The organism is Frankia sp. Cppng1_Ct_nod (assembly GCF_920656135.1).
In the GTDB taxonomy this organism is placed as follows: Bacteria; Actinomycetota; Actinomycetes; order Frankiales; family Frankiaceae; genus Protofrankia; species Protofrankia meridionalis.
Genome location: NZ_CAKKTK010000056.1, coordinates 16,220 through 31,894, shown reverse-complemented (window position 1 = coordinate 31,894; position 15,675 = coordinate 16,220). Strand labels below are relative to the sequence as shown.

Below are 15,675 nucleotides of genomic sequence, written 5' to 3'. Positions count from 1 at the left end.
TTGTTGTTCGACGGTCTGGACTCGGGTTTCGGCAGCACTCCGGCGGAGCTACAACGGCGTGCCGAGGCTATAGCCGGCCTTCTTGAGTTGGTTAACACCCGTGGTGACGACCTGAAGAACCTTCGCTTTAAGGTGCTGCTCAGAGAAGACCTCCACCGGGCCGTCAACATACCGAACAAGAGTCACTTCTTCGGCCGCGAGGTTCGCCTTTCGTGGTCGGACCCGACCGAGTACCTCAAAGTCGGGATCAAGCGGGCAATATGGTCGCCGGCATTCCGTCATCTGCTGACGGGAATGGTGACAGATGACCAGTCCCGCCTGTTGGACGTACCGATCGAGGTGTGGCCCGAGGAGCTGACTCGGACGGCCTGGCGGCTACTTGCGGGCGAACGGGTGGCTGGTAGCAAGACAGCCTTCACCTGGAACTGGGCGTGGAAGCGGCTAGCGGACGCGAATGACGACCGTGCTCCTCGTGCACTACTACAACTGCTGGGCCTGGCAAAGGAGCGGGAACAAACGCTCAACATACAGATCCGCCATCCGCGGAGCATAATAAGGCCTAAAGCCATCGTCGACTCCCTCGGTGATGTGAGTGAACAGGCGCTCCTCTCCCTGCGGGATGAGTTTCCCGAGCTGGAGTCGCTGTTGGACGAACTGCGTTCACTTCCGTCGACACCGTTCGATGCCGCCGGCATCCAAGATCCTGGTGGTATGCGCCGGCTCGCTCAGGAGGTTGGTCTGCTCGGTGTCAGCGTGGGAACCTCCGAACAGCCTGAACGTTTTCGTGTCCCCGAGCTGTACCGTCTTGCCCTGGCCATGGGACGTAAAGGCCAGCGCTGACTCGCATCCGGTCAAGATCGGAAAATTGGGGTGAACCGAACGGGCATTTGGTGCGTTCAAGTTCCCGACGGCTGATCGCCGATCGCGGGACGGACCGGTGTGGACCTCCCTGCCGTCACGGCTGACGGACGCAAGGACGGTCACGATGAGGATCAGGCGAGGTTCGGGAAGTGCCGCGGTGGGTGGCCTGGCTGGGCGGGCCATCTCGCCGAGACGAGTCGTCCTCGTGGTCGCAGCCGGCATCGTGGTCATCGTCGGTGCCGCCTTCGTGCTCGGCGAAACCGGCTCGGACGAGGGTTCCTCGTCGTCGCTGTCCTCACCGGCGGTGTCGGCGCCGGTCCCGTCCCCTGGCATAGAGGCCGACTCCGCCGGCGCACCGCAACGGGCCGCCAGCATGGCTGGATCCGCGCCGGCCGCGAAGGCCGACCCGGCTCGGCCGGCCGGCGCCGAGCCGCGGATCGTGCGTACCGGATCGATGTCGCTGCAGGTACGCCGTGGCGGGGTGGACGCCGCGGTCAACGACGTTGCCGCTACGGCGAAGGGGTTCGGCGGTTATCTGTCCGCACTGCAGAGTGCAGGCACCGGGTCCGCGTCGGAGTCGGTGTCCGCGTCCGCGTCGGAGTCGGTGTCCGCGTCGGAGGGCGATGGTCGGTACGCGACCGTCACCCTCCGGGTGCCGACGGCGTCGTTCGACGACCTGCGTGCCAGGGTCGGGAAGATCGGTGAGGTCCGCGCGTCAACCGTGACCTCGCAGGACGTGACCGGCCAGTACATCGACCGGCAGTCCCGGCTGAAGGCGTTGCAGACGTCGCGGGACACCTATGTCACGTTGCTGAGCAGAGCAGGGACGATTGCGGAGATCCTCTCCGTGCAGCAGCAGATCGACAACGTGCAGGTGCAGATCGAACAGCTCGAGGGCCAGCGTCAGGTGCTCGCAGACTCCAGCGCACTCGCCACGCTCACTGTTTCGATCACCGAGCAGGGGGCGCCGGCCGAAGGTTTCCCGGACACGGGCGACCGGGGTCTTGCTCATGCGGTGCGGCTGTCCTGGGACCGTTTCGTCGGCGGCCTGAGCGAGATCGTCGCGCTGGTCGGGCCGGCGATGCTGATCCTGCTGGTTGCCGTGGTCGCCGTCGGGAGCTACCGCCTGGTCCAGCGGGTCCGCGGCCGAACCAGGGGGCGGACCGCTACGACCGCTCCGACGCGCTGAGTGGTTGTCCAGACGTCATCCCGGCGGCTCGTGGACGGCGCCGTGTCTCAGCGGGTGAGTGCGGCGTCGACCACGGACTGCGCCTCGGCGAGGACGTCGTCGAGATGTCCGGGTCCGCGGAAGCTCTCCGCATAGATCTTGTAGACGTCCTCAGTGCCGGACGGGCGCGCCGCGAACCAGGCATTTTCCGTGACGACCTTGACGCCGCCGATCGCCGCCCCGTTGCCGGGGGCGTGGGACAGCGCGGCCGTCACCGGTTCCCCCGCGATCGCGGACGCGTCAAGATCTGCCGGGGTCAGGGACTTCAGGATGTCCTTCTGCGCGGGGGATGCCGGTGCGTCCACCCGGCGGTAGGCCGGAGAACCGAACCGGCTCGTCAGGCCGTCATAGAGCGTGCCGGGGTCCTCGCCGGTGACCGCGGTGATCTCCGCGGCGAGCAGGCAGGCGATCAGGCCGTCCTTGTCGGTGGTCCAGACGCGGCCGTCGCGACGCAGGAACGACGCGCCGGCGCTTTCCTCGCCGCCGAAGCCGAGGGAGCCGTCAAGCAGGCCGTCCACGAACCACTTGAAGCCGACCGGAACCTCGGTGAGACCGCGTCCGAGCCCGGAGGCGACCGCATCGATCATGCTGGAGCTGACCAGGGTCTTGCCGATCGCGGCCGAACCGGGCCAGCCGGCGCGGTGCACGAACAGGTAGGAGATCGCCGCGGACAGGTAGTGGTTGGGGTTGAGCAGGCCGGCACCGGGGGTGACGATGCCGTACCGGTCTGCGTCCGCGTCGTTGGCCAGTGCCACATCGAAGGAGTCCTTCAACCGCAGCAGCGAGGCCATCGCATGCGGCGACGACGGGTCCATCCGGATCTTTCCGTCCCAGTCGACGGTCATGAAACCGAATCGCGGGTCCACCGCGGTGTTGACCACATCCAGGTCGAGCTTGTAACGCTCGGCAATGGCCTGCCAGTACACCAGGCTTGCCCCGCCGAGGGGGTCCACGCCGATCCGCACGCCCGCGCCGCGGATCGCGTCGAGGTCGACCACGGACGGCAGGTCGTCCACGTAGGCGGAGACGTAGTCGTACACGGCTGCGGCGGTCCGGGCCCGCTCGGGCGTAACCCGCCTGACATCGCGCAGCCCATCGGCGAGCAGGGCGTTCGCGCGGTCCTGGATCCAGGTGGTGATCCCGGTATCGGCCGGTCCCCCGTTCGGCGGGTTGTACTTGAACCCGCCGTCCGCCGGCGGATTGTGCGACGGCGTGACCACGATCCCGTCGGCGAGGCCGTTCTTCCCTTCCGCCGTCCGGCCCGCGTTGTGGGTGAGGATCGCGTGCGAGATCACCGGGGTCGGGGTGGCTTCCCCGTCCGGGGCGATCCGGGTGTCCACCCCGTGCGCCGCCAGTACCTCAAGTGCGCTGCCCAGCGCGGGTGCGGACAGGGCGTGGGGGTCGACGCCGATGAACAGCGGTCCGTCCACGCCGTGGGCGGCGCGGTGCTCGCAGATCGCCTGCGTGATCGCGACGATGTGGTCGGCGTTGAAGGACCGGCGCAGCGATGACCCGCGATGCCCGGACGTCCCGAACGCGACCCGCTGGGACGCCTCGGCGGGGTCGGGGTGGTCATCGTGGTAGGCGGCCAGCAGCGCATCCACGTCGATGAGGATGTCGGGCGGTGCGGGCTGACCCGCAAGCGGACTCACCGGCATCAGACGGCCTCTCGAACCGGAAGCGATGGACGCTCCAAGCGTAGGCCCTGCCCCTGGCACCAGGCCCTGCCCGGTCGGGGGGTGTCCGGCAGGGCCGCCGGCGAGGTTGACGGGCCCGCCGGCCGCGCGCGATGTGATGTGCACGATGTGATACATCCGGGGAGAACTCGAAACCACGGCGTACGCCGGTTACGGTCCGTCCGTGAGGCTCGGGGTGATGGGCGGGACGTTCGATCCGGTGCACAACGGCCACCTGGTCGCGGCCAGCGAGGTCGCGGCCCTGTTCGATCTGGACGAGGTTGTCTTCGTCCCGAGCGGGCGGCCGTGGCAGAAGGCCGACCGGGACGTGTCATCGGCCGAGGCCAGGTACCTGATGACCTTTCTGGCAACGGCAGGTAACCCTCGGTTTACCGTGAGTCGGATCGACGTCGACCGCGCCGGACCCACCTACACCATCGACACGCTGCGGGACCTGCGCCACCTGCGCCCCGAGGCCCAGCTGTTCTTCATCACGGGCGCGGACGCCCTGGCACAGATCCTCAGCTGGCGTGACGTCCGGGAGCTGTTCGCGCTGGCCCACTTCATCGGGGTCACCCGGCCCGGCTACCAGCTGGAACTCGACGCGAGCCTGCCCGTGGACGCGGTCAGCCTCCTCGAGGTGCCGGCGCTGGCGATCTCGTCGTCCGACATCCGCGCCCGGGTGAGCCGCGGTGCACCCATCTGGTATCTCACTCCGGACGGGGTGGTGCGTTTCATCGCCAAGAGTGGCCTCTACCAGCCGGCAGACTGACGCAGGACAAATGCGGGTACGAGAAAGCGTTCGGTATGTCAGGCTGGACGGGCCGTACGCAAGCCGGTCCGGCGCTCGACCATCAACCATAATCTATGGAAATGTACCGACGTCATCGATCCGGGTGATCACCAGGTCCGGCGATGGTCCACCGAGTTCAGGAGAGGTTCATTCGTGACCGCATCCCCGCGAGCCGTCGAGCTCGCCCTCGCAGCCGCGCAGGCCGCCGCTGACAAGCTTGCCGACGACATCGTCGTCCTGGACGTCAGCGACCGCCTCGCCATCACGGACTGCTTTGTCGTGGCGTCCGCGGACAGCGAACGGCAGGTCAAGGCCGTCGTCGACGAGATCGAGGAGCAGCTGCGCCACCTCGGTGTCAAGCCCGTTCGCCGCGAGGGGGAACGAGAGGGACGCTGGGTACTGCTCGACTTCGCCGACATGGTCGTGCACGTCCAGCACGGCGAGGAACGGACGTACTACAGCCTGGAGCGACTGTGGAAGGACTGCCCACGGATCGCCTTCACCGATCGTGACCTCGAGCGTCACGTGGAAGCGGCGGCCCCCGGCGCGGCCCGCCGGTGAGGATCCTGCTGTGGCGGCACGGCCGCACCTCGTGGAACGACGCCGGAAGGTTCCAGGGCCACGCCGACCCTCCACTGGACGAGACCGGCCGCACCCAGGTGCGGCTGGTCGCCCCGGCGGTCCGCGCGCTCAGCCCGGACGTTGTCGTGTCCTCCGACCTGATGCGCTGCCGGGTAACCGCCGCCGAGCTCGGCCTCCCCGTCAGGGTGGACGCCCGGCTGCGGGAGATATCGGTGGGGGAGTGGTCGGGGCTGACCGCCGAGCAGGCCGCGGCTCGCTTCCCGGACGAAGAGGCGGCCTGGCGCCGCGGTGAGGACGTCCGCCGCGGTGGGGGCGAGACCTATGAGGAGGTCGGCGCGCGAGCGCTCGGCGTCCTGGCGGATCTCGCCGCCGAAGGGCTGCCCGGCCCGGACGGGCTTGCCGTGCTGGTACTGCACGGCGGCACCGCACGGGCGCTGATCGGTCGGCTGCTCGACCTGCCGCCGTCGGCGTGGTGGCGCTTCGGGCCGCTGGGGAACTGCCGGTGGTCGCTGCTGCGTGGCTCCGGGGGAGACTTCCGGCTGGTCGAGCACAACGGCGGCCCCCTGGCCCTGGCGGCCGACCGAAACGGTGTGCCTGGTATGCCTGGTGTGCCCATCCAGGGGGGATCGGCCGCTCCCGACATCGAACCGGTACACTCGCCGAGTGCCCCCTGATGGGGGTGCTCGGCAGGACCTGTAAGGTGTCAAAGGCACGGGCAAGCAGCAAGGAGACAGGCAACAAGGTACGTCTGGGGCTGTGGCGCAGTCTGGTAGCGCATCACACTGGCAGTGTGAGGGTCAGGGGTTCGAATCCCCTCAGCTCCACCAATGTAGGCATTGCGCGAACCGCTCCCTTCGGGGGCGTTGTGGCTGGTAGGACGGCTGCGGCGCCCCTGTGGGGGGCGTTTTTCGTGGCTGGTCGGGTCGACTTGGGTCGGTCTGTGTCTCCAGTTTCTACGTTGGCGGTGTCCCCGGAAGTGTCGGGTCCGAGGATCTTCACTTCGGCGACGAGGGTTTCGATGAGGGCCTTGCGTTGGAGGTCGTCACCCGTCTCAATGTGCTCGACGACCGCGCGGAGGGTGGAGCGGGCCGGCAGCCAGAGGCGTGCCAGGTGCCGCACCCGTCGGTGATGACAGTACCCGGCCTCGCTACGTCCCGTAGCCGGGACGCAAGCTGCGGCGCAGCGGTGTTGTCGCCGGTGATCAGGAAGGCACCGACAGTCGGGTTGGCAGTCATCTGGGCGACGTAGTCGGCGTTCGTGACGAAGAAGCTGTCCTTGGGTGCGGTCGGGAACTCCTTGACGATCCCGCCGTAGTGGAAGGTGACCTTCGTCAGTGACTGCGTCCGTTCGTCGCGCAGGCGCAATGTGACCGGGTCCCCGGCGTGAAGCTGGCAGTCTTTCACTCTCTCGGCCGAGACCATGATCGTGTCCAGTACGAGTGCCACCAGATGTTTCACCTCCGCCCGATGGGCCGGCGTGTACAACGCCACTTCGTGCCCTGTTTGTCTGGTAGTCCTGATCCAGTCATTGCGCGGGTCTAGCAATGCGGAGGCGACCGGTGCGAGGCCGGTCGCGTGAGGAGGAGCTCGTGTCCCGCATTTCCCCGCGCTGGGCCGCCGCCGTCGGTATGACCGGGTTGCTGGCCGCTGCCGTCGCCGGTGGTGTCGCTGCTGCCGGCCCGGCGGCAGCCACCGACAGCCGTTCCGGCAATGGGCCGGAACGGCACGTGCTGTTGCTGTCCGTGGATGGCCTGCACCAGTCGGACCTGGCCTGGTATGCCGCTCAACATCCGGGCTCCGCGCTTGCCCAGCTGATCCATGGAGGTACCGAGTTCACCCGGGCGGTGACGCCAGTTCCCTCGGACTCGTTCCCGGGTCTGCTCGCGCAGGTGACCGGCGGGAACCCGGCCACGACCGGGGTCTACTACGACGACACCTACAACCATCAGCTGCTGCCGGCGGGAACGACCTCCTGTGCGGGAGCGAAGCCCGGTACCGAGGTCAACTACACCGAAGGCCTCGACCGCGACCCGACCTCCATTGATGCCGGTGCGCACCTGTCAGGCCTGCCCGGCGGCATCCTCGCGCTGACCGCGACTCCGCAGACGTTGATCAACCCGGCGCTGCTACCGGTGGACCCGACGACCTGCAAGCCCGTCTACCCGCACTCCTACCTCAAGGTGAACACCGTTTTCGAGGTCGCGCGTGCCGCCGGCCTGCGCACCGCCTGGTCGGACAAACACCCCGTCTACGAGATCGTCAACGGGCCGTCGGGTACCGGTGTCCAGGACCTGTTCACCCCTGAGATCAACAGTGTCGCCCTCGGCTTCGGCTCCGGTGACTGGACCAAGGACAATGCCGCCACGCAGCAGTACGACAGCTACAAGTTGCAGGCCGTCCTCAACGAGATCGACGGCTATGACCACAGCCGGACAACAAAGGTCGGCATACCGGCGATCTTCGGGATGAATTTCCAGACCGTCTCCACCGCCCAGAAGCTGCCCACGTCAGACAACCTGACCGGCGGTTACCTGCCCGGCGGCGTCACGCCCGGACCCCTGCTCACCCGGGCGCTGGACTATGTCGACGCGAGTATCACCGCGATCATGGATGAGATCCACCGCCGCGGCCTGACCGGCAGCACCACGATCATCCTGTCCGCGAAGCACGGCCAGTCACCCACCGACCCGGCCGCCCTCACCCGCGTCGACGACGGACCCGTCATCGACGGGTTGAACACGGCATGGACCGCGGGACATCCCGGCGCGGCCCCGTTGGTCGCCTTCGCAGTCGACGACGACGTCCTGCAGTTCTGGCTCAGCGACACCTCACCGGCGGCCACCGCCTTCGCCCGCACCTTCCTGCTCACCCACCCGGTGACGGGCAAGGCCATCGACGGCACCCCCCGCACGCTGGCAGCCTCAGGCCTCACAGCCGTCTACGCCGGGGACGGGGCCGCCGGTTTCTTCGGCACCGCGCCCGGCGACCCGCGTCACCCCGACGTCGTCGGTGTCGTGACGCACGGCGTCGTGTTCACCGGAGGCACCGGCAAGATCGCCGAACACGGGGGGTTGGACCCGCAGGACCGTGACGTGCCATTGGTCGTGTCCGGAGCCGGCGTCGAGCACCGCGAGGTGAACGGCCATCAGGTCGAGACCACCCAGATCGCCCCGACGATCCTGGCTCTGCTCGGTCTCGACCCGAACGCCCTGAAGGCGGTACGGATCGAGCACACCCGAGCCCTGCCGCTCACCTGACCGACCTGTCCGGGTGGGGCGTCCCACACCGGCGTCCGACAGCGGCCGGGACCACGAATGCCGGTGGTTCCGGCCGCTACCTTCAGCAGGTCGACTCCGCAGACGGGCCCGCGGATGTGAAGGCGCACATCTACTACACACGATTACCTCACCGGCCGGGTGTCACTCAACTTCGCGTTCCTCCGGCATGTCTTGGCAGCGGGGGAACGCCTCGGCGCGGGCACGGTACTGCGTATGTGGCGGGCGATCGTGCTGTTTGCCTCCCGGTGGTTCCAGATCGAGTCGCTGTACCGCTTCAACGCCAAGTTCACGCCGAGCTGGGCGCCCCGGTACTTTCTGCTACCCCGAACACCAGGGACCTTCCCCGGATCGGCCTGGCGGCACTCGAGGCCGAAGCCTTCCTGACCTGGCCCCGCCTCCGACCGGGCCTACCGCGCCGCCTGTCGGCACGCCCCTGAGCGCGGCCGAACACGAGCCAGCCATCCCCAGAGCAGGAGGATGCGGCCTCGACCGCACAACCCCGGACCTCTCGCTGGCATGTTGTCCTCACGTCGACGTGTGGATCTGCTTGCTCACGGACTCCTACTCGGCCTGATTTCGGCAGATTCCGCCGCCGATGGCATCGGGGCTGTCACGGGCGTCTGGTACTACCTGACGGAGGTAATCGATCGCCGTCATATGTGTGGACGGCAGCCTTCACCAACCTCTTAAACAGTTCCTAACCGGATGTCAGGTGGCGCACAGTCCGGTCCGCCACGGTGAGCAGGTGCCGTCAAAGCGGCGGTGTAGAAGGAGGCACGTATGACGGATCAGTCTGGCTGGCGTGGCTGGGATGCGGTGACGCCGCCATCATCGACGAATCCGGCTGCACGGCGACGGCGTTTCGGCGCAGCGGCGGGACTCCTGGGCGCGGGCGTGGTTGCCGGGGCGATTCTGGGAGGCACTCTCAGTGCTACGGCGGCCTCCCCGAGCCCATCCACGGGGACGGCCCAGACCGCCCCGGGCTACGACGGTGACGGTCATGGCTCCGGTCATAGTGGCGCCCTTGATCAGAGCGGTACCGTGACCGCGGTCGGTTCGTCGTCGGTAACAATCAAGACCGCTAGCGGTACCACCGAGTACGCAGTCACCAGTAGCAGCGACATCGACAAGAACGGCGAAGCGCAACTGACCGACCTGAAGGTCGGTGATGCCGTGACCTTCAGCGCCGAGACCGTCGGTGGCAAGGCCACGATTGACAAGTTGCATTCCGGCGACGAGACGCTCAACATGCCGCAGGGTCGCCCCGACTCAAGCGCCGGCGGCACGACGGCCGGGTAGACGGCCACCTCCGTTGCGGACCCGGGCATTTGTGGAATGACCGGGTAGGAGGCGGACCGGAGCCCGGTGGTGATCTTCTGGTCGTTTTATGTTCGCCGGTCCGTCTCCGGGCGTAAGGGCGGTTTCAGGTGGTCGGAGCGACACCCTGACGCCCCGCTTGACCTGGGCACCTCGCGGGGCCATCGGGCCAAGTCGGGGTGGGGGTGGCGCTCCGACCGATCCGCCAGACAGCCAACTACCTACCGCGGCGAATCGTTACACGGAAAGGTTCGCTGTCACTCGGGGCCGAGTGCGGTGAGCAATGCGGTTAGCGCGGTCCTCTCTCCGTTCGAGTTAGGACTCGTTGCTCGGAGCGCGCGCAGCACCGTATCGATCTTGCCGTCGATCCTGGTCCAAGCGGCTTTGTCCTTCGGTTTCAGGCGCGCTTCGGCGTTGTCCCACTCGATTTCGAGATCACCGATGCGGGTCGTAGCGCCAGACTGGTTGTTGGCGTTCAAGAGATCCAGCGTGTCCTGCGTGATTTTTCGGAACTTAGAGAGGTCCCCGAGGGGCGAGGGCTGGGCTATCTGGCCTCCGCCGGGGGCCGGCTGTGCTGCCTGGCTTCCGCCGGGGACCGACTGCGCGATGGGAATCGGGTCTGGCGTGTCTTCTTGAAGTGAGGACTTGCGCAAGTAGTATCCCGTCCCTGCGGCGACGAGGACAAGCGCCACGACGACGACTGTTTGCCACAATCCTCCTCGTTCCATGGTCTCGTCAGTCTCAACGGCAGACGCACTCGGGATGACATCGGCTTTCGTCATCGAGAAATAAGCGACGATGCCGAGAATGCCGGCCGAAAAAATGAAGCTCGTCACCGTCGCACCCAGACCCAGTCCACCCTCTTTCGGTGACTGAGAGAGGTAGTCACCGATCGATGCTCCAAGCGGGCGGGTCATGATGTAGATGATCCAGAAGGAAAGAACCGGGTTGAGTCCGAATCGCCACCCAATCGCCATGATGGCGATCAGCGATACCACGATGATTCCCGTCATCAGGTAGCCGATCCCGAGCACCTCGGCCATGAGATCGCCGGTTGCCGTACCGAGCGCGAAAGTGACGAGAATCGTAAGCCAGTAGAACGCTTCTCGTCGTCTGGTGAAGATGGAATGAATGGAGAGCGTCTTCTCGGTCAGGTACCACACGAGGAAGGAGAAAACAAGAAGAACGCCGAAGATCAGGGTACTTGTTTCGAGTGGCACGCCGACGCTGTCCGTGAGGTTGTCGGTCACCAATGTGCCGAAGACGCTTACGAGCGCTACCGTCAGCCAGTACGTGCTTGGTATGTAGCGATGCGCCCTGAATTGGAAGATCAGAGCGGCGGCGAGCAGGACGCCTGTGACGACGGACGTACCGGTCAGGCCAAGGTTCAGGTTAACGTTGAGGAAGTCGGCGGCCGATTCACCGACAGTCGTGCAGAGCACTTTAATGATCCAGAAGTAGAGGGTGACTTCTGGGACTTTGCTGAAGAACTGCGGGCTCGGCTCGCGGGTGCTTTGCGGAGCCATTGGGGCATACTGTGAAGTCATAGAGCTCTTTCTCGTTCTCGGTTCATTTGCCGCGGCGGCAGATTGGATGGACGGGGATCCACCCGTGACAACGTGTCTATTTACGGGGTCAGGGTTCCAGCAAAGTCATCCGTCGAGGTTTCGCGGTTGGTGGGAGGTAGCGCCGGTGAGGAGGTCGGCTGCGGTCTCCTCGACGGTGGTGGCCATCACCGTGAAGACTCAGAACCAGATGGTGACCTCGGGGACCTCGTTGAGCATCTGTCGGCCCCGCAACGATGCCGGGGAGCTGCGGCCGTTCACGGCGAGGCTGTAGGAGTCGTCATGCCGCCACGGTGGCCCAGGAGGCCTGAACAAATCCTGACCGCGTCGACGGTCAGAGGCGTATCACGCCCCGGGCAGCGACAGTTCGACAGTCGCGCCGGGCCCGCCATCGAAGGCCCCTACGCTCCCGCCGGCAGTGGCCGCGAGGCGGTGGACCAGCGCCAATCCGAGCCCCGCCCCGTCGTGGCCGTCGTGCGGGTCCGCGCGCCAGCCCGGCTCGAACAGGTGCGCCGCCGTGTCGGCGCCGAGCCCGGGTCCGTCGTCGCGGATGTCGATGCGGACCTGGCCGGCGACGACCTGTGCCACCACGTGCACCTGGGTGTGTGCGTAGCGGCGGGCGTTGTCCAGCACCGGCGACAACATCCGCTCCAGTATGCCGGCATCCACCCCCGCAAGCGTGCCGGCGAGCACCGACACCACCAGCTCCGGCGGGGCGCTCCACCGACTGGCAAGTCCTTGCACCACCTCGCCGACGTCGCACCGGCCGGGCAGCCCACCAGCGTTCGTGCGGGCGGCGGCCATAAGGGTGTCGAGGATGACCGTCATCCGGTTCGCCGCGTCGGCGACCGAGGGCAGAGCCCGGTCGAACTCGGCCGCGTCGCGTGGCCGGCTCTGCAGCAGGCTGATCTCGGCGACCATGGCGGCCAGCGGGGTGCGCAGCTCGTGCGACAGATGATCGCTGAACGCCTGTTCGTGGCGCAGAACCGCGCTGACCCGGTCCAGGAGACTGTCGAGTGTCGCGGCGAGCCGGTCGAGTTCGGCCGGTCTGGGCGCGGCTCCGAACCGGTGGTCGGCGGCATCCGCGCTCCACCGGCCTGCCTGCTCGGTCATCTCCTCGACCGGGCGCAACGCCCGGTCGGTGCTGACCCGTACCACCAGGTATACGCCGACGAGCAGCAGTAGGGCCAGCAGCACGCTGCCGACGACGGCGATCTTCTCGGTCTGCCGGTAGGGGGCCAGTGACAGGCTGACAACGACGGTAGCCGCCTGCTGGCCCTGTGACGTCACCGGCAGTGCGAACAGTCGGACCGGAGAGGCGCCACCCGTCGTCACTGCCCGCTCACCTACGCCGGTCAGGGCACTGGCCTGGCCCAGTAACGCGGCCCCGCCGGGTGCTTCCTCCACCGCTCGGCCACCCGCGAAGATCCACGTCCCGGTATCGATCGCGGTGTCATCACGTACGTCACGGACGGAGACCACGCCGCCGGTGAAGACCTCGACGGTGCTGGCGACAGCCTCTGCCCGAGTCCGCAGCACGGTGTCGGCCTGCTGCCGCAGCTGCGCACCGAGCGCGGCATTGAACGCCACGGTCAGCACCGTGAGCCAGCCCGCGGTGGCCACGACCGCCACCGCCGCGATCCGGCCCCGCAGAGTCGAAGGCCTTCTCAAGTGAACTGGTACCCGACGCCATGGACGGTCGTGATTGCCCGCGAACCGTCCACCAGCGCCAGCTTGCGGCGAAGCTTCGCGACATACTGGTCCAGGGTGTTGTCGTAGACGATCGCTCCTTTGGGCCAACCGACGTCCACCAGCTCCCGCCGCCTCACCACCTCGCCGGGCGATGCCATCAACCGGGCAAGGACTCGGTACTCCGTCGGGGTCAGACGCACGCTCGTGGTCGCGGTGGCCAGTGCATGGCCGCGCGGGTCCAGGCGCAGACCGTCAGACACCAAGGCGGGCGAGGGCCTGGCTCGCTTCAGCAGGCCCCCCAACCGGGCCACGAGCTCGGCGAAGTGGAACGGCTTCGCGACGTACTCGTCACCGCCGGCCGCGAAACCCGAAACGAGGTCGGTGACATTCCCCCTCGCAGTGAGGAACAGCACCGGGACGTACACACCACGCGCCCGCAGGGCCTGACACACGTCCCGGCCGTCGGAATCCGGCAGGCCCACGTCCATCACGACCACGTCGAAACCGCTGTCGTCGGTGAACCGTGACAGGGCAGACGACCCATCGGCCACCGCGGTCACGACCGCGCCCTGTTCACGCAGGCCGCGGGCCAGGACGCCGCGCAACGCCGGGTCGTCCTCCACGACCAGCACCCGCGATCCCTCCACAGTCGCCAGTATGCATACGGCGCCGCCGGCGTAAGAACAGGGACTGTAAGAACGACAGTTTGCGCCGTGAGGCGCTGCTGGACGGGCTCGGCGACACCGCCCGCGACAAAGGAGACCAGGAACGAGCCCGTACCTTCCTGACCCGTGCCGCCGACCTCTACGACGCCCTCGGCCTCACCGGCCAGGCCGCAGCTGTCCGCCGACGCATACCGCCCACATGACAGGGCGGGGGAGTCCCGGTATCGGCCGTTTCCGGGACGACCGACGATCAAGCCCGCAGTCGCCTGAAATCCGTTCCGAAACCGCATGTCGCTCCTGGTGTTTTGGGACGGTATTCAGGATGATCAGCCGGCGCATGAACCTACGTCTACCATAATGATCTATGGCAACTCCGTCCGGATCGGCTACGCCCGGGTCTCCACCCGCACCCATGATCATCAGGTGTGGCTCGACGTGCTGGCCGTCGCACACTGCCGCGAGGTGATCGTGGAAACGGCCAGCATCCGCGCCGACCGGCCACAGCTGCGCCGCGCTCTGGACCTGCTCCAGGCCGGGGACACCCTGGTGGTCTACAAGCCGGACCGGGTCGCCCGCTCGACGAAGGAACTCCTGGTCCTGCTCGAGGACGAGCTGCACGCCCGCGGGATCAACCTGCACATCCTCACCGGGATCTGCGTCGGCCTGCACCGTTCGCACGGGGCCGGTATCGCAGACAAGACGCTGTTCCTGGTCCCCGCCTACGGACAACACCTGATGGGAGAGCGCGGGCGCGGACGGCGGTCCGGCAACCTGAATTGCCGCCGGTACGCCTATGCCACCGGGACGGGATGTCCGGTTTACTCACCCGGGTGAACGATATATCCGTTTCTGGCGCACGAGATCCGCGGCTTCCAGGAGATCAACCGAGTCGAACTGATCCGCTACTTTACTCCCCCTCTTGTAACCTCCATCATCAAGCCATTCAGTTCTGGTCGTAATGCGGGTAGTCAGGAAAAGTTTGCCGGAATAACATCGTTTTCGAGTTTAGCGATATTGCTTTGCTCTTGCGCGTGGGCGTAGCCCATGAGGCCGAACAGGATTGTGAGCAGGACTGCCGACGACCCAAGAGTGCCGAGGTCAAGGCCTCCCTTGGCGATTGGTTTGGTAAGGAAGTCGCCAGCGGTGGCACCGAGGGGGCGGGTGAGCACGAAGGCAAGCCAGAACAGCATCACGTTCGACACGGCAGGGACATATTTGAGGGCGAGCAGCAGACCGAGTAGTCCGACAATGAGCAGGGCGCTGTCGGCATAACCGAGTCCTGAGCTGTCGGACAGGAAGTCTCCCATGGAGGTTCCGAGCGTGTTCGAGACGAGGATCGCTGACCAGAAGAGGCTTTCTCCGCGGAAGGTGTCGATGTCGCGGATCGCGAGCGTCAACCCGGTGAGCTTCCACATTATGAAGATAGCGATCAGTAGCGAGACCAGGATTGCCGCGCCGACGGGGTAGCCCAGGCCCAAGCCTTGCGGTCCCCAGCCCAGTGAGCTGGCCCCTTTGGCGAGGTACTTCTCGCTGGCGTCACGGTTCATGAAGTCGGACATCGTGGTGCCGGCCATGCTGGTGGAAAGAATGACCGTCCAGTAGAAGAACGGGTTGTAGCGCTTTGACCTGAGCTGAATGACGAGGGTGACGACGAAGAGTAGGAAAAGTGTGATTGTCGTCAGAAAGTAGCCTAGCTTGAGGGTCTGCGCGAACAGGTCACCTGCCGTCTCCCCAAGGGTCGTCGCGGCAATCTTCATGATCCAGAATGCCAGGGTGATCTCTGGCAACTTTTTCATCACATATTTACCGCCACCGGCAACATCAATTTCGGTGAACGGTTTTGTCATAGCTACTCCTCGAATTGGCGGATGAGAAACCGCCTTGGGTGGGCATCCGTTTGGTAACCCTGCTCGCGGATCTTCCGGAACAGCAGGCTGCCGCTGGTAACACCGGTGTTGAACCGTTCGTTCAGGTAGGGTTTAGGGACTCGTCACGGCGTGGCTGGGTACGGCCGTCCGT

The 15,675-nt window shown here is 66.5% G+C and carries 16 protein-coding genes and 1 tRNA gene; 11 read left to right on the top strand and 6 right to left on the bottom strand.

Going from position 1 to position 15,675, the window contains the following annotated elements; genetic code table 11:
- The coding region (locus tag NBW77_RS15680; protein WP_250279929.1) for a hypothetical protein at positions 1-840 on the top strand (840 nt) is incomplete at its 5' end.
- Between the two features lie 145 nt (positions 841-985).
- Complete coding sequence (locus NBW77_RS15675; RefSeq protein ID WP_131746141.1) at positions 986-2,050, top strand: DUF4349 domain-containing protein; 1,065 nt, start codon at positions 986-988, stop codon at positions 2,048-2,050.
- A gap of 47 nt (positions 2,051-2,097) precedes the next feature.
- On the opposite strand, the gene pgm is transcribed toward NBW77_RS15675, so the two are convergent.
- Complete coding sequence (gene pgm / locus NBW77_RS15670; RefSeq protein ID WP_131746181.1) at positions 2,098-3,747, bottom strand: phosphoglucomutase (alpha-D-glucose-1,6-bisphosphate-dependent); 1,650 nt, start codon at positions 3,745-3,747, stop codon at positions 2,098-2,100.
- Between the two features lie 202 nt (positions 3,748-3,949).
- Between pgm and nadD the strand changes: the two genes are divergently transcribed.
- The 4 genes from nadD to NBW77_RS15650 all read left to right on the top strand — a co-directional run bounded on the left by nadD (position 3,950) and on the right by NBW77_RS15650 (position 5,967).
- The gene (gene nadD, locus NBW77_RS15665) at positions 3,950-4,537 is read left to right on the top strand and encodes a nicotinate-nucleotide adenylyltransferase (protein ID WP_131746142.1); all 588 of its coding nucleotides are present in this window, start codon (positions 3,950-3,952) and stop codon (positions 4,535-4,537) included.
- Positions 4,538-4,711: 174 nt separating this feature from the next.
- Entirely contained in the window at positions 4,712-5,119 is a 408-nt protein-coding gene (rsfS, locus tag NBW77_RS15660; RefSeq protein ID WP_131746143.1) for a ribosome silencing factor, read from the top strand.
- A complete protein-coding gene (locus NBW77_RS15655; protein WP_131746144.1) occupies positions 5,116-5,814 on the top strand; it encodes a histidine phosphatase family protein in 699 nt (232 codons plus the stop codon). Before rsfS ends, NBW77_RS15655 begins: the two co-directional genes overlap by 4 nt.
- A 76-nt stretch (positions 5,815-5,890) precedes the next feature.
- Positions 5,891-5,967, top strand: a tRNA-Ala gene (locus NBW77_RS15650).
- A 168-nt stretch (positions 5,968-6,135) separates the two neighbouring features.
- On the opposite strand, the gene NBW77_RS15645 is transcribed toward NBW77_RS15650, so the two are convergent.
- Positions 6,136-6,585 carry a hypothetical protein gene (locus tag NBW77_RS15645; RefSeq protein ID WP_131746145.1) on the bottom strand — a complete coding sequence of 150 codons (450 nt, stop codon included), beginning with the start codon at positions 6,583-6,585 and terminating at the stop codon, positions 6,136-6,138.
- A gap of 143 nt (positions 6,586-6,728) precedes the next feature.
- On the opposite strand from NBW77_RS15645, the gene NBW77_RS15640 reads away from it, so the two are divergent.
- The 3 genes from NBW77_RS15640 to NBW77_RS15630 all read left to right on the top strand — a co-directional run bounded on the left by NBW77_RS15640 (position 6,729) and on the right by NBW77_RS15630 (position 9,716).
- On the top strand, positions 6,729-8,396 hold the full coding sequence (locus tag NBW77_RS15640) for an alkaline phosphatase family protein (RefSeq protein WP_250279928.1): 1,668 nt from the start codon (positions 6,729-6,731) through the stop codon (positions 8,394-8,396).
- Positions 8,397-8,555: 159 nt separating this feature from the next.
- Entirely contained in the window at positions 8,556-8,801 is a 246-nt protein-coding gene (locus tag NBW77_RS15635) for a phosphatidylglycerol lysyltransferase domain-containing protein (RefSeq protein WP_502799492.1), read from the top strand.
- 396 nt (positions 8,802-9,197) lie between these two features.
- Positions 9,198-9,716 (top strand): hypothetical protein, encoded by a 519-nt coding sequence (locus NBW77_RS15630; protein ID WP_131746146.1) that lies wholly within the window; start codon positions 9,198-9,200, stop codon positions 9,714-9,716.
- A gap of 275 nt (positions 9,717-9,991) precedes the next feature.
- On the opposite strand, the gene NBW77_RS15625 is transcribed toward NBW77_RS15630, so the two are convergent.
- From NBW77_RS15625 to NBW77_RS15615, 3 genes are all read right to left on the bottom strand, one after another.
- On the bottom strand, positions 9,992-11,260 hold the full coding sequence (locus tag NBW77_RS15625) for a COG4705 family protein (RefSeq protein ID WP_250279927.1): 1,269 nt from the start codon (positions 11,258-11,260) through the stop codon (positions 9,992-9,994).
- Between the two features lie 384 nt (positions 11,261-11,644).
- Positions 11,645-12,931: a sensor histidine kinase gene (locus NBW77_RS15620; RefSeq protein ID WP_207386907.1), complete on the bottom strand. Its 1,287-nt coding sequence runs from the start codon at positions 12,929-12,931 to the stop codon at positions 11,645-11,647.
- A gap of 35 nt (positions 12,932-12,966) precedes the next feature.
- Positions 12,967-13,623 carry a response regulator transcription factor gene (locus NBW77_RS15615; protein ID WP_242605713.1) on the bottom strand — a complete coding sequence of 219 codons (657 nt, stop codon included), beginning with the start codon at positions 13,621-13,623 and terminating at the stop codon, positions 12,967-12,969.
- A gap of 74 nt (positions 13,624-13,697) precedes the next feature.
- Here NBW77_RS15615 and NBW77_RS15610 point away from each other — a divergent pair, with 74 nt between their 5' ends.
- Positions 13,698-13,859 carry a hypothetical protein gene (locus NBW77_RS15610; protein ID WP_165485964.1) on the top strand — a complete coding sequence of 54 codons (162 nt, stop codon included), beginning with the start codon at positions 13,698-13,700 and terminating at the stop codon, positions 13,857-13,859.
- Between the two features lie 154 nt (positions 13,860-14,013).
- The gene (locus NBW77_RS15605; protein ID WP_250279926.1) at positions 14,014-14,490 is read left to right on the top strand and encodes a recombinase family protein; all 477 of its coding nucleotides are present in this window, start codon (positions 14,014-14,016) and stop codon (positions 14,488-14,490) included.
- Between the two features lie 134 nt (positions 14,491-14,624).
- Here NBW77_RS15605 and NBW77_RS15600 read toward each other — a convergent pair whose 3' ends face one another.
- On the bottom strand, positions 14,625-15,503 hold the full coding sequence (locus NBW77_RS15600; RefSeq protein ID WP_131746150.1) for a COG4705 family protein: 879 nt from the start codon (positions 15,501-15,503) through the stop codon (positions 14,625-14,627).
- Positions 15,504-15,675 lie beyond the last annotated feature (172 nt).